Raw genomic sequence first — 19,168 nt, forward strand, 5'->3', positions numbered from 1 at the left:
TGGGATTCCCTTGCAATTGGAGGACCCCATGAATTTGGTCGAATTTGAGCTAAAAAATTATAGGAACATTACTTCTGCGGCCAAAATCAAGGTAATGCAGTACAGTGTGATTATTGGCAAAAACAATGAAGGGAAATCAAATTTGTTACGAGCACTTGATTGTGCAATGAATTTATTGCTGGCAACAGATGTGAGGCGGGAGCGAGAACGACAAAATGGTTCGACTCAATATAAGTTTAGATCAGATTTTCCAGTAGGAGGGCATGCGGGAAAAGAAAGAGTTACACAATTTGTTCTCAAATTTTCTCTAGATGAAGTTGACAGGAAGGACTTCAAGAAAGCTGTTCGGAGTCAAATCAATTCAGAACTTTCTATACGAATAACAATAGGAATTGATGAGGTTCCGAATATTCAATTTATTAAAAAAGGGCCTGGGGCTGCTACATTGGCTCAAAAGTCAGGAGATATAGTAAAGTTTTTGTCTAATAAGATTCAGACGCAGTATATTGGCGCGATTCGAACCTCAGAGCAGTCTGTTAGCATAGTTAAGGACATGGTTGACAATGTTCTTTATCCATTGATGCGCAAGCCGGAGTATAGGGCGGCAATTACGACTTTGAAAGAGCTGCAACAGCCAGTTTTGAATAAGTTGTCAGAGGATGTTTGTGAAGTTCTGCAAACTTTTGTGCCGACAATTGTTGGTGTGGATATCTTGTCGCCATTTGCTAGCAGGGTTAGAAATTTTGGATGTAAAATTGAAATCGATGATGGAAAGAAGACGCCACTTGAACAAAAGGGGGATGGGATACAAAGCCTGGTATCTCTGAGCCTTCTTCGCCACCAGGATAAATTTCCGGGTGTCTCATTGGTTGCAATTGAGGAGCCCGAGGCCCACTTGCACCAAGGGGCAATACATAATATTCGAGAAGTACTAATGGAAATTTCGAGAGAAAACCAGGTTGTAATATCGACACATAATCCATGCTTTGTTAATAGGGAGCAGATAGACTCGTGTGTGATTGTTGAGGCGGGAAGGCCTAAGAACGCGAGTAGCATTGATGAAATTCGTCATCTCCTGGGGATAACTATTTCTGATTCTCTTGTGGCATCCGATAATATCATCATAGTAGAGGGTGAGGATGACGTGATTGCGCTTCAGGCGATTTTGTCTTGGAAAAGCACAAAAATACAAAAACTTCTTGAGCGAGGAGCGATATCTTTTATTTCTGCGCATGGAGCTTCAAAAATTCCGACAGTTGCTTCATTTTATAGAAACTTTCTATGTAAGATTATTTGTGTTGTCGATGACGATGATGAGGGTAGGCGAGCCATCAAAGACGTTGCCGACAGAAATATCGTTCCAGGAAAGGACTTGTTTAAATTGACATGCAATGGGATGGTTAATAGCGAGCTTGAAGATGCCTTTCGAAAGGATGTCTATTGCGAATATATCAAGCAAGGATACGGTGTCGATTTGAAGGTCATGTCAAAATTCTTTAACGGCAACATGAAGAAGTGGAGCGATAGGGTTAAAGAAGCGTTTGAGCGCAGCGGGAAATTGTTTGATGGCCCAACTGAGGCGAGGATTAAGTGTGATGTGGCAAAGATTGTGAAGGATAATCCAGGCGATATTGTGGTTTTAGAGAAGTGTTCAGTTATCGATGTGTTGGCTGAGCATATTGAGAATGAGATTTTGTAGCTATGTTCCGCGCCGCCCTTTCCCGCTCCCCCTTGATCTCCCCATACAACCCGTCCGGGGCCACGTCCTCGCCGCCGGGCCAGCACACGGTGCCCGTGGCGGCATCCTTGTAGAAAGTACCCTCCCGCAATCACTCGTACCCGTCCCCCTTGCCAACCTGCCTCCCGCAGGTTATATCAAAGTATAACTTTCGGAGGGCGTCCCATGCACACAACAACCCTGCGCAAAGTCGGCGGTTCCGTCATGCTGGCCGTTCCGCCCGCCATTCTGGACCTGCTGCACCTGCAAGCCGGGGCCACCGTGGGCCTTGCCGTGGACAACGGCCGCCTTGTGGTCGAGCCCGCGCCGCGTCCGCGCTACACCCTGGACGAACTGCTCGCCCAGTGCGACGCGTCGGCGGCCCCGAGCGACGAGGACCAGGAGTGGCTCGACAGCAAACCCGTCGGCAACGAGTTGCTCTGATGGAACGCGGCGACATCTATCTGGTCTCCCTGGACCCCACCTCGGGGCATGAACAGCAAGGGACGCGGCCCGTCCTGGTGGTCTCGCCCACCGCCTTCAACCAGCTCACGCGCACGCCCATCGTGCTGCCCATCACAACGGGCGGGAACTTCGCGCGCACGGCCGGGTTTGCCGTCTCCCTCACCAGGGCCGGAACCAGGACCACGGGCGTGGTGCGCTGCGATCAACCGCGCGCCCTCAATCTGGACGCGCGCCATGGGCAAAAACTGGAAAGCGTGCCGGGGGCGATCGTCGAGGAGGTGCTGGCCCGGCTGGCGGTCCTCTTCGCCTAGGCGGCCGGGGATCGGAAGCCGGGACCGTCCGCGCCCAGGGCCGCTCCAACCTCTCCACGAGGCGCTTCCGGCGTCACATGGTCCTCTCGCCTGTTGTCACCTCCGCCGATCGATGGCATCACCCACCCATGCCCCGGCCCCGTACGCCCCAGGTGTCCCCGTGACCATCCCCCGTCGGCTTCCGCTCGTCCTTTCGTGCGTCCTCGCCGGGGCGCTCCTGTGGCCCGGCGCGGCCCTGGCCAACATTGGCGTGCCCATGATCCTGCTCACGCTGCCGGGCATGGTCCTTACGCTCATCCCCGTGGTGCTCCTGGAGGTGTGGGTTTTGGCCGGGCGGCTGACGCTGCCCGCCAGGACGGCGTTCCGGGTGTCCGCCTGGGCCAACGCGGCCACCACCTTCGTGGGCGTGCCCGTCACGTGGTTTCTCCTCTACCTCCTGGAAATGTTCACCGGCGGCGGCCAGGCCTACGGCATCGAAACGCCGCTCCAGAAGTTCCTGGCCGTCACCTGGCAGGCCCCCTGGCTCATCCCCTACGAGATGGACGGAAACCTGCGGTGGATGGTGCCCACGGCGGCCATGTGGCTTCTCGTGCCCAGCTTCTTCACCTCCTGGTGGCTGGAAACACGGGTGGCGCGCAGGCTGCTCAAGGACGCGGACCCCGCGCGCCTGAGTGCGGCCATGCTGCGGGCCAACCTCCTGTCCTACGTGTTCCTGGAACTGCTGGCCGTGGCCTGGCTCGTCTACTCGGTCCACTTCGACCGCTGAGCGCGCGGAGGCCCCTTGCCGCAAACCGCTGCGCCAACGCACGGCCCGGACGGGGCCACCGTCCAAACCATCGGCCTCTCCAACCACTCCCCGGAGCGCTTCCTCGAACTGCTGCGCCTGCACGGCATCGACGCCGTGGCCGACGTGCGCTCGCGCCCCTACGCCCGGTACGCCAAACACTTTCGCAAGGAGCCCCTGGAGCGCCTGTTGCGCGGGGCAGGGGTGGCCTACGTGTTCCTGGGCCATCTGGTGGGCGGCAAGCCCGACGATCCGGCGCTCCTGGGGCAGGACGGACTGCCGGATTACGAGCGAATCGCTGCCTCGCCGGGCTTCGCGGAGGGCATCGCGCGCATCGTCCAGGGCGCGCGGCGCTACACCGTGGCCCTGGCCTGCGCCGAGGAGGACCCCTCGCGCTGCCACCGCAGCCTGCTCATCGCCCCCGCGCTCGCGGCGCGGGGCGTGCGCGTTCTCCACATCCGGGGCCACGGCGGCCTGGAGCCCGACGCACCCCGCGCCCCGGAGCCGCGCGCGAGCCTGCTGGACCACGCAGGCTGACCCGCCCCGCGTCCGCCCCCGGGCGCTTTACTCTTGCCCAGGCCGGGGGTATGTTCCAGGTGCAGGCAGGTGGCCATCGCACACGCGCCCCACGTCCCCTCCGACCGTCGCCGGCTTGAACCGTTTGCCTGCAACGACCAAAGCGGCCCCCATTCCGGGTCCTCGCGCCCACCGGCAGCGGCCCGGCCTTGTCATCTCCAGCAACGGACAACTCTTCATGGATCAATCGAACCGTCATGTCGTGAAGCACCGCGGCAGCGTCACCCCAGCCATGCGCGAGGCGCTGCTGGGCCAGCGCGGCCAGATTTTCTGGCTCACGGGCCTCTCCAGCTCCGGCAAGTCCACCATCGCCCACGCCGTGGAGGAGCGTCTCCACGCCATGGGCAAGCTCTGCTACGTCTTCGACGGCGACAACGTGCGCCACGGCCTCTGCTCCGACCTGGGCTTTCTCCCCGAGGAACGCACCGAAAACATGCGCCGCATCGCCGAGATGGCCAAACTCTTCATGGACGCGGGCCTGGTCTGCATGAGCGCCATGATCTCGCCCCTCCAGGCCGACCGCGAACGCGTGCGCAACATCATCGGGCCGGAGCGCTTCCACGAAATCTACATCGAATGCCCCCTGGAAGTCTGCGAACTGCGCGACCCCAAGGGACTCTACAAGCTCGCGCGCGAAGGAAAGATCAAGAACTACACAGGCGTCTCGGCCCCCTACGAGGCCCCGGCAGCCCCAGCCCTGACCATCCACACCGGCAACGCCTCCCTGGAGGAATGCGTGGACCGGCTGCACGCCTATGTGGTCTCCAAGGTGCTCCCCGAGAGCTAGGTCAGGCCGCCAGTGAAACCGGCACACCTGCCGCGCGTCGCGCTCCTGCTCCTGCTGGCCGCGCTCTGGCCCGGGCTCGCGGCGTCCGCCGCCGAATGCCCCCGCGTGGCCGTGCTGGCGGACATCCACTTCAAGGCGGGCGACGCAAAGAAGCTGCGCGCCGTGGACGACCTCAACGACTGGCCCGGCCTGGACCTCACCGTGGTGCTGGGCGACATCGTGGCCAGGCGCGGCACGCCCGAGGAATACGCCCAGGCCCGCGAGTTTGTGGAGCGCATCAAAGGCCCCCGGGTATTGGTGGCCGGGAACCATGAGTACATGTACGCCGACGCCGAACAGGACGGCAAAACCCCCTGGGGATCGCCCGAACTGCGCCGCGAAAAGCTGGAACGCTTCCGGCGCGAACTGGGCGCGCCCCAACTGCGCCAGGCCCGGGAGCTGGGAGGCTACCTCCTGTTGTTCCTCTCCGCAGACGCAGTGGACGGGACGACGCTCACGGAGCTCTCGCCCCAATCACTGGACTGGCTGGCCCGCACACTGCGCGATCACCCCGCGACACCCACCTTGATCTTCTTCCACGCGCCCCTCAAGGGGACACTGGAGAACTACGCCCCCAAGATCAACAACAAGGACCGCGTGGCCCAGCCCGCCGACGCGCTCGACGCCATACTCCGAAAGAACGCCCAGGTGATCGCCTGGGTTTCGGGCCACACCCACACCAAACCCGACAACCCCAGCTTCCTCTCCGACGTGAACCGCTACGAGGGCCGCGTGGCGAACGTGCACACCCCGCCCTACAAGGGCGGCGCGCCCTGGACCAACGTGTTCACCCTCTGCCCGGACAAGGTGACCGTGAAAACCTGGGACCACGCCGCCAGGCAGTGGGCGCCGGGCCTGGAACGCGTCATCCCCACCGTCCGCTGACGGAACCGGCCGGGAGGGAGGCCCGGAGCAGGGCGGAGCACTGGCCGCCCGAGGACTTTTCCCCGCCGCCCCCTCCGCCGTACCCCCCGGCAGCGCCACCACCGCCCCACAGGGCGGACAGCGCGTCGGACAGGCCATCCAGGGGTGGCCTCTTCGCCGTCGGCGTCTCCGTCGCGCCGCGCCACTCCGGCAGCGTCTCCGCCGTCCCCTCCCGGCAGCGCCTCCGGCCGTCGCGTGCGCAACCGGCCTTGGGCCTGACTGAAATTGCTGTGGCCCTGCGCGACCCGAAGCGCTAGGGAGTGTGCCATATCCTTCCCGCGAGGGGGTCCGTCATGCAGTCAGGCCGTCTGGATTTCGTCGACAATCTGCGTCTCGCCATGATCGTGCTGGTGGTGGTGATGCATGCGGCGGTGACGTATTCGGGGTTCGGCGCCTGGTATTACAAGCAGCCGCAGCCCCTGTCACCGTGGGAGGTGCTGTTTTTCGCCACGTTCCAGAGTTTTCTGCAGGCCTTTTTCATGGGCCTGCTCTTCATGGCGGCGGGGTATTTCGCCGCCATGTCGCTGGAGCGCAAGGGCGCGGGCGAGTTCGCGCGGGGCAGGCTGGCGCGGCTGGGGTTGCCCACGCTGGCGTATGCGCTGGTGGTGCATCCGGTGACGGTCTACTGGCTGGCGGACATCGGGGGGCTCCAGGCGCGGACGGGCTGGTGGGAGTACCTGGGCTGGTACATGGGGAGCCTGCGCTTCGTGGGCGGCACGGGGCCCATGTGGTTCGCCCTGGCGCTTCTGGCGTTCAGCCTGGTCCACGCGGCGCTGGCGCGGCCTGGGGGCGCGCAGGCGCGCGACGGGGGAGGGCGGGTCGGCGTCGCCGGCGTGGCGGGGCTGGTGCTGCTGGCCTCGGCGGGGGCGTTCGCGTTGCGCCTGACGTGGCCCATCGGGACCAGCGTGCTCAACATGCAGTTCTGTTTTTTCTCTCAGTACGTGATCCTGTATGTGGTCGGCGTCATGGCCTTCCGGCGCGGCTGGCTGGACCGGCTCACGCCGGGTTTCGGCAGGGGCCTTGTCTGGACGGCCCTGGCGCTCGCGCCGGTGCTCGCGGTCTTTTTCGTCCTGGCGCGGGGCTCCCAGGCGGGTGTGGAGGCCTTCCGGGGCGGTTTCACGTGGCAGAGCGGGTTCTACGCCTTATGGGAGTCGGCCACGGGGGTGTGCATGTCCCTGGGGCTGTGGGCTGTGTTCCGGGAGCGTTTCCCGCGCAAGGGCGCGCTGGCCGCGTGGGGCTCGGCCAACGCCTTCGCGGTGTACATGTTCCACACGCCGGTGCTGGTGCTGGTGTCGCTGGCCGTGCGCGGGGTGCACTGGGCGGCGCTGCCCAAGTTCCTGCTGGTGAGCGCCCTGGGCGTGCCCGCGAGCTTCCTGGCGGCGTGGGCCTTGCGGAAGCTGCCGGGCGTGGCGGCGCTGACGCGTTCGTGACGGGTGGCGTCCGGGGGAGCGCGCTCCCCCGGACGGACGGATCATTCTAGAATTTCGCCAGCACTTCCAGGGCCTTCTCGTTGTCCTTCACCCAGGCGTGGAGGTCTTCCAGCACGTCGCGGGCGCTCTTTTTGGGCCCCCAGCCGAAGGTCTCGCGCACCTTGGCGGTGTCGGTGACGTAGATGGCCATGTCGGCCGGGCGGTTCACCGGGTCGGCGGCGATGTCCACCTTGTTGCCGGTGATCTCCTGGCAGAGGAGCGTGGTCTCCAGGAGGGAGAGGCTCACGTCCAGGCCGCCGCCCACGTTGAAGACGCCGCCGTCGGCCTTGTTCCAGTCGGCCAGTTGCAGTTCGATGAGGTCGAAGAGGTCGGCGGGGTGGAAGAGGTCGCGCACCTGTTTGCCCTGGCCGCCGAAGCCGATGTATTTGAGCGGGCGTTTGAAGTAATGGGCCTGCATCCACAGGGAGAACACGCCCTGGTCCACCTTGCCGAACTGCCACGGCCCGGCGATGACGCCGCAGCGGTTCACCACGCCGCGCAGGCCGTACATGGAGCGGTATTCCTCCAGCACGAACTCGGAGCAGAGCTTGGTGGCCCCGTACATGGTCTTGGCCCCGTAGATGGGGAAGCGCTCGGAGACGCCCGCCGGGCTCCAGCCCTCGGGGCCGGTTTGGGCGGCCCAGACCAGCCGGGTGGCCCCCTCGTTGACGGGCACGGCGTTGAGCGGGTCGTAGGCGTAGACGCGGCTGGTGGAGAGGAACACCACGTCGGCCTTGTGCAGGCGGCACATCTCCAGGCAGTTGATGGTGCCCGTGAGGTTGGTGTTCACCAGGTATTCGGGGCTGCCGCCGAACCCGGCCAGCACGGAGGGCTCGGCCGAGCACTCCAGCAGCAGGCCGATGGGGGTCTCGAAGCGCAGGTCCTCGGGGTTGCGGATGTCGCCGTGCACGAAGCGGATGCCCGCGTCGGCCAGGCGGGGCAGGTTGTATTCGGAGCCCCGGCGCTTGAGGTTGTCCAGCACGAGGACCTCGCGGCCAGGATAGCGGTTCTTGAAGGCCATGGCCAGGTTGGAGCCGACGAATCCGGCCCCGCCGGTAACGAGGATCGCGCCGTCGCGGTGCGTCATGGGATATGCCTCCGGGGCCTGCGGCGGCCCTGCGTGGAATCTTGTGGGGGCAACGGGTATCAGGCGTGCGGGAGGCCGTCCAGCCAGTTTTCGACGGCCAGGCCGGGCACGCGTGCGAACTCGCGCACGTTGTTGGTGACGAGGGTCAATCCGAGGCTGCGCGCATGGGCCGCGATGAGCATGTCCATGGGGCCGATGGGCGTCCCGGAACGTTTCAACTCCGTGCGGATGTCACCGAAGTGGCGGGCGGCCGTCGCGTCGAAGGGCAGCATGACCAGTTCGTCCAGGAGCGCCTGAAGGGCCAGGGTGTTTTCCTGCCGGTAGCGGCTGGCGGCCACGCCGGATTCCAGCTCCGCGAGCGTGATGGCCGAGATGCAGGCCTGCCCGAAGGGATGGGCGGCGAAGCGTCTTCGCACCTCGGGGGGCTGGCGGTTGAGCACGTAGACGCAGATGTTGGTGTCCAGCATGAAGCGGGGCGTCACAGTGGTTCGCGCTCTTCCATGGGGGGATAGTCGCGGTCCACGGCGATCGCGCCCTTGAATTTGCCGCAGGCGGCCCAGAAGCCGTCCCAGGAGCGCTCTTTGGGCGAGAGCACCACCTTGTCGCCCACCTTCTCGATGAACACCTCGTCGCCCTCGAAGGCGAACTCCCGGGGCAGGCGCACGGCCTGGCTGCCGCCGTTCTTGAAGATCTTGGCCGTCTGCATGGCGTCCTCCGTGTCTATACCACGTGTATAGACACAGCGGGCGGCATGGTCAAGCCCTGGCGGGCGTGCGCACGAACTGGGCCAGCACCAGGGAGACCACGGCCAGGGCCGCGCCGATCAGGAAGGGGATGCGGTAGTCCACCAGCCAGAGCCAGCCGCCCAGGGCCGGGATGAACACCGCCGCGATGTGGTTGATGGTGAAGCCCACGGCCGAGCTGGGCGCGATGTCGGGCTTGTCGGCGATCTTCTGCAGATAGGTGCGGATGCACACGGCGAAGTTGAAGCAAAGGTAGTCCAGGATGAACATGATCCCGGCCAGGATGTGGGAGTCGGTGTAGGCGTAGGTCAGGAACACGAGCACGGCGCTCACGTATTCGATGCTCATGAGGGCGCGCTCGCCGTGGCGGTTGATCATGCGCCCGATGATGGGGTTGGCCACCCAGGCCACGATGTTGTTCACCACGAAGAGGGCGCTCATGGCCGCCAGGGAGTATTCGAACTTCTTCACCAGCAGGAACGTGGCGAAGACCATGAAGATCTGCCTGCGCGAGCCCGAAAGGAACGTGAGCGCGTAGTAGAGCCAGTAGCGCGCGCGCAGGATCATCTTCTTGTGCTGGGCGGGCAGGGACTTGTCCGAGGGGTCCTGGAACACGGCCCACAGGCCCATGAGGGCCACGCTGCCGCCGATGAGCGCGAAAAGCTGGGCGTAGGAGAGATGCCCCGAGAGGAAGAAGATCAGCCCGCCCACGCCGATGTTGGCCACTGCCGCCACCGAGCGCAGCCGCCCCAGCACCACCGGGGCCATCTCCAGGCTGAAATACTGCAACGAGAGCGACTGGTTGAGCGTCTCGTAATAGTGGAACCCCGTGCTCATGAGCAGCGTGGTGAACACCACCCCCCAGAAGCTGGGGAAAAGGCCCGTCATGGACACGCCCAGTCCCAGGAGCAGCACCGAGAGCGCCGCCGCCCGGTGCTCCGAGAGCACCAGCAGGATGTAGATCACCAGGAGCGAGAGGAAGCCCGGCACCTCGCGCACCGATTGCACGAGGCCCACCTGGAAGGCGTCCAGCGAGGCGGCGTCCACGCAGAAGTTGTTGAGGATGGTGGCCCAGCCCTGCATCCCCACCTGGGAGGCGATGGTGGCCACGAGGAGAAAAATGTACATGCGGCGTTGCGAATCGGACATGGGAAATCCTGAACCGTCGGATGAGGGGGCGGACTTTGCCAGAAATACCGGGCCAGGTCGAGGCCCGCGACCGGGCGCGCCGCACGGCGGTTGCCTTCCGGCGCGGTGTCGGCCATAGTCAGCCCCAGCTGAACTTCAGGAGCCTTCGGTGCTGCATCTGGACGCTAAAACGGTCGCCGTCATCGGCATCATCCTGCACGTGGCCCTGGCCTTGGTGCTGATGCAGACCTACCTGACACGCAAGACCTACCCCGGCTTCCTCCCGTGGATCGTCAGCCAGGCCATGTGGGTTGTCGGGAGCGCGGCCGTCTTCCTGCGGGGCGCGATCGGCGAGGTCGCCTCGGTGATCGTGGGCAACGCGGCCTATCTGGCGGTGATGGTCCTGCTCTCGCTGGGCCATACGCTCTTCTACGGCTACGACAGGCGCGGCGTGCGCCTGAAGGTCCATCTGGCCCTCTCCGCCGTGATCCTGGGCGTGGCCATGTGGTTTCTCTTCGCCAACAACAGCCTCCAGGCGCGCATCGTCAATCTTTCGCTGGGCCTGGCGCTCCTGCTCCTGGACACGGCGGCAGCGCCACTGCTCCACCCTGTCGGGCGGCGCTATTCCATCCAGGCGTCCATGAGCGCCTGCTATTTCCTGGTGGTGCTCTGCCTGCTGGGCCGGGCCGTGGCCACGGCGGGGGCCCCGGGCATCAGCGACATGCTTAGCCAGGACGCCTGGCTCACCCTGGTGCTGTCCGTGGGTCTGGTGTCCATGGTCTTTTCGGTCTACGGCTTCGTCACCCTCACCCAGAGCCGCGTGGAGGAGGAACTGCTCGAGGCCCAGGCCAGCCTGCGACGCCAGGCCGAAACCGACCCCCTCACGGGCCTGAACAACCGCCGCGCCTTCGACGACATCGCCCGCCACGACGAACGCCTCACCCGACGCTACGGGCAGCGCCTCTCCCTGGTGCTCTTCGACCTGGACGACTTCAAGGCCGTCAACGACACCCACGGCCATCAGGCTGGCGACGCCGTGCTGGCCGCCGTGGCCCGCATCTGCCGGGAGAGCGTGCGCGACGTGGACACGCTCTGCCGCTGGGGCGGCGAGGAGTTCGCCCTGCTCATGCCCCAGACGGGGCTCGCCGAGGCCCGCGAAGCCGCCTGCAGGCTCCAGCAGGCCCTGGGCGAACTGAGACTGCCGGAACTGCCCGGCCTGCGCGTCACCGCGAGCTTCGGCGTGGCCGAACTGGACGGCGAACCCTTCGCAGGACTGTTGGCCCGCGCCGACCGCGCCCTCTACACGGCCAAGGGGCAGGGCAAGAACCGCGTGGACGCCTGCGACCCGCAGGAGGCCTGAACGCCGCCGTCTCCGTGAAGCGGCCGCCGGGCCCGCGCCCGCCGTCCGTGCGCCGAAGACCGGCCTTTGACGACCCGGCCGCCTCGACCCGGCCGCCCGCCGTCCTCCCCGGGCCGCCCTTGGTCCCCGCGCCGACCGTTGCGCTCCCCCCCGGCGCGGGCTTTGCCAGGATGGAGCGATTGCGCTATCAGTGACGGGCCGCCGCGCGCGGCCATCCAGCCATGAAAAACATCCCCATACTCTCCACGCTGACGCACTACTACGGCGTGTTCCGCCGCCATGTGGGCAACCGCCTGATCGTCCTGTTCGCCCTCATCCTGGCGGGCGGGCTCACCGAAGGCCTGGGCTTCACGCTCTTCATCCCGCTGCTGGGCGTGGAAGGCGGCGCGGCCGCCGACAACACGCCCACGCGCTTCGTGCGCGCGGCCTTCGCCTGCCTCGGCATCGAGCTGAGCCTGGCCCCGCTCCTGATCCTGCTGGTGGGCACGTTCCTGCTCAAAGGCGGCTTCGTGCTGGCCCAGGCCGTGTTCAAGGCGCGACTCCAGACCAACCTGGAACGAGACCTGCGCCTCCGTTTTCTCGACCGCTACGCGTTCATGAGCTACCGCTTCTACGCCTCCACCAACCAGGGCCACCTGAACAACATCATCACCACGGAGATCGGCAGGGCCCTTTCAGGGCTCAACAACTACGTCAACCTGATCATCAACCTGGTCTACATCAGCATCTACGTGGGTCTTTCCATGACCATCAACGCGCCCCTCACCCTGGGCGTGGTGGCCGCCTGCCTGGTGGCGGCCCTGTTCCTCAAGCGGGTCACCCGGTTGCTGGAGAAGGTCTCGCGCGACGTGTCGCGCACCAACTCCGAGGTGCAGAGCCTGCTCATCCAGTTCATCAGCCAGTTCAAATACCTCAAGGCCACCGGAAGCTTCCCCGCCCTGCTGCGCCACCTGCACGCGCGCATCGAGGAGAACCGCCGCCACAGCCTGCGCAGCGCCGTGCTGCCGGAGTTCACTGCCTCGGCCGTGGAGCCGCTGGCCGTGCTCTGCCTGGCCGGGCTTCTCTGGTACTACGTGGGCTACCAGGGCAAGGCCATGGGCGAAGTGCTCGTGGTGCTGGTGTTCTTCCACCGGGCCTTCATGCGCATCTTCGAGTCGCAGAACGTCTGGCAGCGCTTCAGCGCCTACATCGGCGGCATCACGGTGGTCGACGAGTCGGCCCGGGCCCTGGACGCCAACCGCGAAGTCGGCGGAGCGGCCCAGGCCCACGCCCTGGAGCGCGAGATCGCCCTTCGCGGCGTCAGCTTCGCCTACGGCGACAAGCCCGTGCTCCAGGACGTGACCCTCTCCATCCCGCGCAACGCCAGCATCGGCATCGTGGGCCCCTCCGGCGCGGGCAAAACCACCCTCTTCGACCTGCTCACCGGCCTGCTCGCACCCGACAAGGGGAGCGTCACTCTCGACGGCGCGGACTACCGCGACATCGACCCCGTGAGTCTGCGCCGACTCTTCGGCTACGTCACCCAGGACCCCGTGGCCTTCAACGACACCATCGCCGACAACATCGCCTTCTGGGCCTGCGAGCCGGGCGACTCCTCCTGCATGGAGCGCGTGCGCGAGGCCGCTCGCAAGGCCCACTGCCTCGACTTCATCGAACAGGCCGAGCACGGCTTCGACACCTTTCTGGGCGACCGGGGCATCCGCCTCTCCGGCGGCCAGCGCCAGCGCCTCTCCATCGCCCGGGAGATCTTCAAGAACCCCTCCATCATGATCTTCGACGAGGCCACCTCCGCCCTGGATTCCGAGGCCGAAGCCGTGGTACAGGCCAGCATCCGCGAGATGGCCGGGACCATGACCACGGTGATCATCGCCCACCGCCTCTCCAGCGTGCGCTCCTGCGACCGCATCTACGTGCTGGACGCCGGACGCGTGGTGGAGGAAGGGAGCTTCGAGCAACTGCGCGACATCCCCGGCGGACGCTTCGCCCAGATGTGCGAAGCCCAGGGGCTGTGAGCGGGGGCGCAAGCCGCGACGACCGCCGGGACGTTCACGCGCCGCGCGACGAGGCGGCGTCCGGCAGACCGGGGGATGAGTGAAAGCAAAGTGGAGCAGCCTGCTGTCCGGGACCATGACGAACCGCACGGTCCTCGTTTGCGCGGGGCTTTGCGCCCTGTGGTGCCTCGCGGCGTGGACAGTGGTGGGGACCCTCGCCGGGGAGCGCCTTGAGCAACTGGTCGCTCGCGAGCGGTTGCGGATCGACACCGAGGCCGAGGTCGTCTGCGCCAACATCGTGCAGCGCCTGGCGCAGGTCCGGAGCGTGCCCTTCGTGATGGCGGGCGAGCCCTCCATGGGCGCGTTGCTGGAGACCTGCGGACCGGGGGCCTGTCCCCCCGGCGCGTCGGCCGCGGAAAAGGGGGCGCTCTGGAGCGCCCGCGCGGACCTCGCGGGGCTCTCGCGTCGCCTGGAGGCCATCCGCCGGGAAACCAACCTGGAGACGCTCTTCGTGCTCAACGCCTCCGGCGATTGCGTGGCGGCGGGCATCGCGCCGGGCCATCCGACGTTCATCGGCATGAATTACGCCAGCAGGCAGTACTTCCAGGCCGCCGCCAAGGGGCACAACGGCAGCCAGTTCGCGCTCAGCCGCATGCAGGACCAGCCCTCGCTCTTCTTCTCCTCTCCGGTGAACTCCGCCGACGGACGCTTCCTGGGGGCCGTGGTGGCCAGAACCGACATCCAGCAGCTCTCCAACCTAGACCTGGACCCCGACACGTTCGTGACCGACACGCACGGCGTGGTCATCAAGGCCCTGCAGCCCGGCCTGCGGCTGAAGGCCCTGCCCGGAGCGGACGTCAACGGGCTGCCGGAGGATGCCCGCCAGAACATGTACCAGCGCACCGCGTTCGAGACCCTGCCCATCCAGCCCGCGCCGGGGAGCGAAGGCATGGGCCTGGTGACCCTGGGAGACGACGCCTGCCCCTTCTACTGGGCTTCGCGCACCAGCCCGGACGGACTCGTCACCGTGCATGTGCTCAAGCGGCTGTCGGACATCGAGGGCATCCGGGAGGATAGGGTCCGCCTGGGCGTTCTGGCGTCGATCACGGGGATGCTGGCCCTGGCCCTGGTGGTCGGCGGCTTTGGGTACGTGCGCGCCATCATGCGCCACCGCGGGGAGCTGACGGCGCTCAACGAAATTCTTGCGTACCAGGCGCGCACCGACGCGCTGACCGGCTGCGCCAACCGCCGGACCTTCCTGGAGGCCTTCGAGGCCGAGAAGCGGCGCAGCGGCAGGTACGGGACGGCCCTGAGCATGCTGAGCATGGACATCGACCACTTCAAGCGCGTCAACGACCGGCACGGCCATCTGTGCGGCGACAACGCCCTGCGCCACATCGTCTGCGTCGCCGGAAACTGTCTGCGCGCCACCGACCTGATGGGCCGGATGGGCGGCGAGGAGTTCAGCGTCCTGCTCCCTCACACCGATCGGGACAAGGCCGCGCTCATCGCGGAAAGGGTCCGCGCCGCCGTGGCCTGTTCCCCGGTCGTGTACCAGGGGCAAACCGTGGAATTGACCGTGAGCGTCGGCGCCGCCCAATGGCGCGCCGGAGAGGAACTGACCAGCGACGACTTCTTCCGGCGCTGCGACGAGGCCCTCTACGCGGCCAAGGCCGCCGGACGCAACCGCGTGCGCGTTGCCGACTTCGCGGCCGCGTGAGGCAAACCCCGGCGCACCCGCTGTGGCCAGCGCAACCCATTGAAGCGGCTGGAGATTCCAGAGAGGTGCAGCCCTCTGGCGGCCGGAGCTTCATCCCTTCCCCACGCTTGCTCGTCCCCCCGGGCGCATCCAGCGCCGTATCGAAGCGAAACGCGAATGCAAGGGGCCGCGCCTGCACGGCGAGCTCTCGGAGCGGCCGCTAGGCGTCCTGCTCCTGGGGCTCATCCAGCCTTGCCAGCAGCCTGTCGATGGAGATCAGCGACATCATGAGCTGCCCGGGGCCCTTGGGGTCGGCCAGGAAGTTGCGCACGTAGGAGCGCACGCGGTCCATGTCCAAAAATTCCACGGAGGCGAGGCGTTCCGAGCGGGCCACGTCCTCCACCCAGGGACGCAGGTCCTGGGCCAGGGCGCGGCTCTGTGGCAGGCCCATGCGTTGCGCCTCTTCGTCTTCCCAGGTCTTTTTGAGCCTGAGTTTGCGCAGCACGTAGTCGCGCAGCTGGTAGCCGGTGAGGCGCAGGCAGCAGGCGTTGGCCGGGAAGGTGTGGTTGGCGCTGATGATGCGCGCCAATTTGGGGTTGATGCCGGTGAGGCAGGCGCGCATGAGGCGTCCGTCGAAGCGGTGTTTGGGGGGCATGGTCTGCTGGAAGTCGAAGAGCGCGTTGTCGAAGGAGACGGCGCGCTGGGGCAGCAGGGTGTTCAGGCCCCAGTGGTCGGCGAAGGTGTAGTGCCGGGCCAGATTGTAGAAGGTGAGGTATTCCAGTACGTCGTAGGGCGAGGAGCAGATTTCGGCCGCCTCGGCTGCGGTGCGGGAGACTTCGGCGCGCAGGGCGTCGGCAAGCTCCGGGGCGTGGCGCGCGCGCACGATGCCCGAGCTGTCGAGCTCGCCGATGCGGTAGGAGATGTTGCGGATGAAGAAATCGGTCACGTCGCCCTGGAGGCGGCGCAGGTAGCGGTAGTAGAGGGTGTGGCCCCGGGGCTTCAGGGGGAAGACGGCGGGCAGGTACATGCCCTGGAAGAAGTAGTCGAAGCCGTGGCCGTGGAAGGCCACGTCGGCGTGGGACGAAACCTGGTCCGCGAAGCCCAGGAACATGCACATGGGGTGCTGGAGCGCCCCCGTGAGGCGCAGGGCCTTGTCGAACACCGAGCGGTAGTGGTCCGGGAAGAAGGGCAGGAAGGTGTGGGGCGCGCCGACGGTTTCGGCGAGCTTGCGGGCCACCTGGACCTCGCGGTTGGGGAACTGGTTGATGGTGAAGCAGGCGGGCGGGCGGCCCATGTCCGCGAAGGCGGCCAGGATAGTGCGGGTGTCCATGCCGCCGGAGAGGAAGAGGGCGGGGCGCGCGCCGTCGCTGGTCTTGCGACGGATGGCGGCCTTGATGAGCTCCGCCAGCTGGCCTGCGCAGTGGTGCAGGGGGGCCTGGGTCTTGCGGGTGTAGTCCGGGCGGTAGTAGCGCTCCACGCTGACGCGTCGGCCGTCGAAGCGCAGCACGGCGGCCGGGGGGATGATGCGTGTCGAGGCCTCGTGGGTCCCCTCCCCGAACACGCGCTTGTAGGCCAGCAGGTGGTGCAGGGTGTCCTGGCGCACGCGGGCCAGCCCAAGCGAGCCCAGGCGTCGCCAAAGGTCGTCGAAGGCGAAGGAGGCGGCGAAGCGGCTGCCTTCCTGGTGGTAGAAGAGCGGCGGCGAGCAGAAGCGGTTGGAAACGGCGGTGAGCGTGCCGCGCTTCTCGTCCACGGCCAGGAGGAGGAATTCGCCGTCCAGGGAGCGCAGGAAGGCCGGGTCGTCCAGGCCCTGGGGCAGGCGCTGGGCCACGCCTTGCACGTCGATGACGTCGCCCAGCGCGGGGGAGCCCAGGATGCAGAGCTTCACGCCGTCCCGTTCGGCCAGGAAGGGCGCGGGCCGGAAGCGGGCGTGGCGCAGGAACACGGGGTTCCCGGCCAGAAACGCCCAGGGTTCGCAGGGGGCCGGACCGGGCATGCCGGTTTCGACGAGAAAGGAGGGCAGGTCCACGCGGACGGTCTGGGGGGCGGTCATGGTGCGTCTCCGGAGGCGATGGCGGCCCTGGGGTCCCGGCCTTGGGCCAGGGCCGCTGGGGCCAGCTCGTGGAAGAGGGCGTGGTGCCGGGCCAGGTTGTAGAGCCTGGCGGAGAGCCGGTAGCTGGGCATGAGGGCGTCCAGCAGGGCGTTGTCCAGGGCGTCGCCCAGGAGGTCCTTCAGGTAGGGGCTTTGCAGCACGGGGAGGCGCATGGGCCCGGCCTGGAGGGGAGCCATCCAGCGTTTGAGGGGCTGGGGCCAGCCCATCTTGTCCCTGCGCCAGACTACCTCGTCGGGCAGCCGCCCCTGGAAGGCCTTGCGGGCCAGGAATTTGGTCCAGCCGCCGTGGATCTTGTAGGCGGCGGGCAGGGCGTTGAGGAAGAGGATGAGCCGGTAGTCCATGAAGGGCTGGCGCGACTCGATGCCGTGGAACATGGAGTGGCAGTCCACGTTGCGCAACAGTTTCGGGAGCGACCCGCCCAGGTTGCCGTGCAGGGTGACGTTGAGGGGCTGGTCGGCGAAGGCGGTGGAGACGCGGCGCGCGGCGCGGTAGTCCGGATCGAGCCGGGCGGCGGCGAGATGTTCCAGGGGCGATCCGCCTGGGCGGGTCTTGAGGCGCAGGACGGCGAAGAGCTTCTCCCGGAAAGGCAGGGGGGCCTTCAGGAAGGTGCGCCAGTAATCGATGCCGCGCGCGGCGGGGCGGGCCAGGAAGTCCCGGACGTAGCGCAGGTAGCCCGCGAGGTTTTCGTCCGCGCCCTGTCCGTCGAGATTCACGGTGATGCCCGAGGCGCGGCACAGGCCGAAGGTGGCCAGGAAGGCCTGGGGCATGTCCTCGTGGACGTTCTCGTAGTGCCAGAGGCCCAGGTCGTTGTTGGCGAGCAGGTCTTCGGGGCCGGGCTCCACGCGCAGGCTCTCCACGGGGAGCAGGCGGGCCATGAAGTCCACCCAGCGCGACTCGTCCACGGCGGCGTCGCGGGGATCGGTGTAGACGTTGGAGACCGTGGCCAAAAGGTGAGAGTCGCCCTGCTCGCGGCGCACCTCGGAGGCCAGGAGCGCGATGGAGGAGCTGTCCAGGCCGCCCGAGAGGGCGCAGGAGACCTTCACGTCGGCGAAGAGGCGCAGGCGCACGGCGTCCTTGAGCAGCTCCCGGTATTCCTCGGCAAGGGAGTCCAGGCGGGAGGCGGAGAAGGAGTGCTCAAGGCAGGGCGGCGGCATATGGAACCAGCGCCTGGGGGTCAGGGACCCGGGTGGATCGTCTGGGCGCAGCAGGGCGCAGGCGCCTGGGGGGAAGCGGCGCACGCCCTGGAACATGGTCTCGGTGTGGGCTTCGCTGGGGCCGTCGGCCAGGTAGGCCAGGGCCTCGCGGCGATCGGGCTCCAGGGGTCCCAGGGGCAGGAGGCACTTGATCTCGGAGGCCACGGCGAAGCAGTCGGGCCGGTCCACGTAGAAGAGCGGCTTCACGCCGAAGCGGTCGCGGGAAATCCAGAGGGTGCGTTCGCGCCGGTCCCAGACGAGCATGGTCCACATGCCGTTGAAGCGTTCCTGGCAGGCGTCGCCCCAGAGGGCGTAGGCGGCCAGGGCCACCTCGGTGTCGGACGCGCCCTGGAAGCGGTGTCCCTGGGCCTCGATCTCGCGGCGCACGTCGCGGAAGTTGTAGATTTCGCCGTTGAAGGCGATCCAGTAGCGGCCGGTGGGGTCGCACAGGGGCTGATGGCCGGCGGCGGAGAGGTCGATGATGGCCAGGCGGCGGTGTCCCAGGCCCACACGGAAGCGCTCGGGCAGCGCGCCCGCCTGCTGCTTGGGGGCGTAAGGCAGGGAGCTTTCGAGCACCGACCGGGGTGTGTCCGGCCCGGCCAGCACCTGAACCTCGCCGGAGTCGGGATCGAAGGCCGCGTAGCCGTCGCCGTCGGGGCCGCGGTGGCGCATGAGCCCGGCCATGGGCGGCATGAGGGAGAGGGAGGGGGCGTGGACGCCCCGGCGCACAAGGCCCAGGATGCCGCACATGGTCAGGCTCCGGAGCGGCCCGGGGCCGCGCGGAC

The 19,168-nt window shown here is 66.5% G+C and carries 17 protein-coding genes; 11 read left to right on the top strand and 6 right to left on the bottom strand.

All coding sequences use genetic code 11. The features are described from left to right. Positions 1-28 precede the first annotated feature (28 nt). From NNJEOMEG_RS13325 to NNJEOMEG_RS13360, 8 genes are all read left to right on the top strand, one after another. A complete protein-coding gene (locus NNJEOMEG_RS13325) occupies positions 29-1,699 on the top strand; it encodes an ATP-dependent nuclease (RefSeq protein WP_173085244.1) in 1,671 nt (556 codons plus the stop codon). 204 nt (positions 1,700-1,903) lie between these two features. Continuing rightward, a complete protein-coding gene (locus tag NNJEOMEG_RS13330) occupies positions 1,904-2,161 on the top strand; it encodes an AbrB/MazE/SpoVT family DNA-binding domain-containing protein (protein WP_173085246.1) in 258 nt (85 codons plus the stop codon). Next, positions 2,161-2,493 carry a type II toxin-antitoxin system PemK/MazF family toxin gene (locus tag NNJEOMEG_RS13335; RefSeq protein WP_173085248.1) on the top strand — a complete coding sequence of 111 codons (333 nt, stop codon included), beginning with the start codon at positions 2,161-2,163 and terminating at the stop codon, positions 2,491-2,493. The genes NNJEOMEG_RS13330 and NNJEOMEG_RS13335 overlap by 1 nt, the downstream gene beginning before the upstream one ends. A 160-nt stretch (positions 2,494-2,653) precedes the next feature. Further along, positions 2,654-3,259 (top strand): hypothetical protein, encoded by a 606-nt coding sequence (locus NNJEOMEG_RS13340; protein WP_173085250.1) that lies wholly within the window; start codon positions 2,654-2,656, stop codon positions 3,257-3,259. A gap of 15 nt (positions 3,260-3,274) precedes the next feature. Next, entirely contained in the window at positions 3,275-3,814 is a 540-nt protein-coding gene (locus NNJEOMEG_RS13345) for a DUF488 domain-containing protein (protein WP_173085252.1), read from the top strand. Positions 3,815-4,031: 217 nt separating this feature from the next. Next, positions 4,032-4,640, top strand: coding sequence for an adenylyl-sulfate kinase (gene cysC, locus NNJEOMEG_RS13350; RefSeq protein ID WP_173085254.1), 609 nt, complete (start codon positions 4,032-4,034; stop codon positions 4,638-4,640). Between the two features lie 12 nt (positions 4,641-4,652). Next, entirely contained in the window at positions 4,653-5,564 is a 912-nt protein-coding gene (locus NNJEOMEG_RS13355) for a metallophosphoesterase family protein (RefSeq protein WP_173085256.1), read from the top strand. Positions 5,565-5,896: 332 nt separating this feature from the next. After that, positions 5,897-7,033, top strand: a complete 1,137-nt coding sequence (locus NNJEOMEG_RS13360; protein ID WP_173085257.1) for an acyltransferase family protein — start codon at positions 5,897-5,899, stop codon at positions 7,031-7,033. Positions 7,034-7,079: 46 nt separating this feature from the next. On the opposite strand, the gene NNJEOMEG_RS13365 is transcribed toward NNJEOMEG_RS13360, so the two are convergent. The 4 genes from NNJEOMEG_RS13365 to NNJEOMEG_RS13380 are packed head-to-tail and all read right to left on the bottom strand — an operon-like array spanning position 7,080 to position 10,051. Then, positions 7,080-8,159, bottom strand: a complete 1,080-nt coding sequence (locus tag NNJEOMEG_RS13365) for an NAD-dependent epimerase/dehydratase family protein (protein ID WP_173085259.1) — start codon at positions 8,157-8,159, stop codon at positions 7,080-7,082. A gap of 59 nt (positions 8,160-8,218) precedes the next feature. Further along, positions 8,219-8,641 (bottom strand): type II toxin-antitoxin system tRNA(fMet)-specific endonuclease VapC, encoded by a 423-nt coding sequence (gene vapC / locus NNJEOMEG_RS13370; RefSeq protein ID WP_235956957.1) that lies wholly within the window; start codon positions 8,639-8,641, stop codon positions 8,219-8,221. Continuing rightward, complete coding sequence (locus tag NNJEOMEG_RS13375; protein ID WP_173085261.1) at positions 8,638-8,865, bottom strand: antitoxin; 228 nt, start codon at positions 8,863-8,865, stop codon at positions 8,638-8,640. Before NNJEOMEG_RS13375 ends, vapC begins: the two co-directional genes overlap by 4 nt. Before the next feature lie 49 nt (positions 8,866-8,914). Beyond that, on the bottom strand, positions 8,915-10,051 hold the full coding sequence (locus NNJEOMEG_RS13380; protein ID WP_173085263.1) for an MFS transporter: 1,137 nt from the start codon (positions 10,049-10,051) through the stop codon (positions 8,915-8,917). Positions 10,052-10,199: 148 nt separating this feature from the next. On the opposite strand from NNJEOMEG_RS13380, the gene NNJEOMEG_RS13385 reads away from it, so the two are divergent. From NNJEOMEG_RS13385 to NNJEOMEG_RS13395, 3 genes are all read left to right on the top strand, one after another. After that, complete coding sequence (locus NNJEOMEG_RS13385) at positions 10,200-11,390, top strand: GGDEF domain-containing protein (protein ID WP_173085265.1); 1,191 nt, start codon at positions 10,200-10,202, stop codon at positions 11,388-11,390. Between the two features lie 221 nt (positions 11,391-11,611). Further along, positions 11,612-13,402: an ABC transporter ATP-binding protein gene (locus tag NNJEOMEG_RS13390; RefSeq protein WP_173085267.1), complete on the top strand. Its 1,791-nt coding sequence runs from the start codon at positions 11,612-11,614 to the stop codon at positions 13,400-13,402. A gap of 79 nt (positions 13,403-13,481) precedes the next feature. Continuing rightward, the gene (locus NNJEOMEG_RS13395) at positions 13,482-15,101 is read left to right on the top strand and encodes a sensor domain-containing diguanylate cyclase (RefSeq protein WP_173085269.1); all 1,620 of its coding nucleotides are present in this window, start codon (positions 13,482-13,484) and stop codon (positions 15,099-15,101) included. A 199-nt stretch (positions 15,102-15,300) separates the two neighbouring features. Here NNJEOMEG_RS13395 and NNJEOMEG_RS13400 read toward each other — a convergent pair whose 3' ends face one another. Continuing rightward, the gene (locus tag NNJEOMEG_RS13400; RefSeq protein WP_173085271.1) at positions 15,301-17,130 is read right to left on the bottom strand and encodes an asparagine synthase-related protein; all 1,830 of its coding nucleotides are present in this window, start codon (positions 17,128-17,130) and stop codon (positions 15,301-15,303) included. Continuing rightward, a complete protein-coding gene (gene asnB / locus NNJEOMEG_RS13405) occupies positions 17,127-19,133 on the bottom strand; it encodes an asparagine synthase (glutamine-hydrolyzing) (protein WP_173085273.1) in 2,007 nt (668 codons plus the stop codon). The genes NNJEOMEG_RS13400 and asnB overlap by 4 nt, the downstream gene beginning before the upstream one ends. Between the last annotated feature and the right edge of the window lie 35 nt (positions 19,134-19,168).

This window comes from Fundidesulfovibrio magnetotacticus (assembly GCF_013019105.1).
Classification (GTDB): domain Bacteria; phylum Desulfobacterota; class Desulfovibrionia; order Desulfovibrionales; family Desulfovibrionaceae; genus Fundidesulfovibrio; species Fundidesulfovibrio magnetotacticus.

Bases quoted from the DNA above. Each gene is read 5' to 3' on its own strand.
- NNJEOMEG_RS13365 (WP_173085259.1), bottom strand. From the start codon at position 8,159: ATGACGCACCGCGACGGCGCGATCCTCGTTACCGGCGGGGCCGGATTC.
- NNJEOMEG_RS13330 (WP_173085246.1), top strand. From the start codon at position 1,904: ATGCACACAACAACCCTGCGCAAAGTCGGCGGTTCCGTCATGCTGGCC.
- NNJEOMEG_RS13400 (WP_173085271.1), bottom strand. From the start codon at position 17,130: ATGACCGCCCCCCAGACCGTCCGCGTGGACCTGCCCTCCTTTCTCGTC.
- NNJEOMEG_RS13380 (WP_173085263.1), bottom strand. From the start codon at position 10,051: ATGTCCGATTCGCAACGCCGCATGTACATTTTTCTCCTCGTGGCCACC.
- NNJEOMEG_RS13335 (WP_173085248.1), top strand. From the start codon at position 2,161: ATGGAACGCGGCGACATCTATCTGGTCTCCCTGGACCCCACCTCGGGG.
- asnB (WP_173085273.1), bottom strand. From the start codon at position 19,133: ATGTGCGGCATCCTGGGCCTTGTGCGCCGGGGCGTCCACGCCCCCTCC.
- NNJEOMEG_RS13360 (WP_173085257.1), top strand. From the start codon at position 5,897: ATGCAGTCAGGCCGTCTGGATTTCGTCGACAATCTGCGTCTCGCCATG.
- NNJEOMEG_RS13325 (WP_173085244.1), top strand. From the start codon at position 29: ATGAATTTGGTCGAATTTGAGCTAAAAAATTATAGGAACATTACTTCT.
- cysC (WP_173085254.1), top strand. From the start codon at position 4,032: ATGGATCAATCGAACCGTCATGTCGTGAAGCACCGCGGCAGCGTCACC.
- NNJEOMEG_RS13390 (WP_173085267.1), top strand. From the start codon at position 11,612: ATGAAAAACATCCCCATACTCTCCACGCTGACGCACTACTACGGCGTG.
- NNJEOMEG_RS13375 (WP_173085261.1), bottom strand. From the start codon at position 8,865: ATGCAGACGGCCAAGATCTTCAAGAACGGCGGCAGCCAGGCCGTGCGC.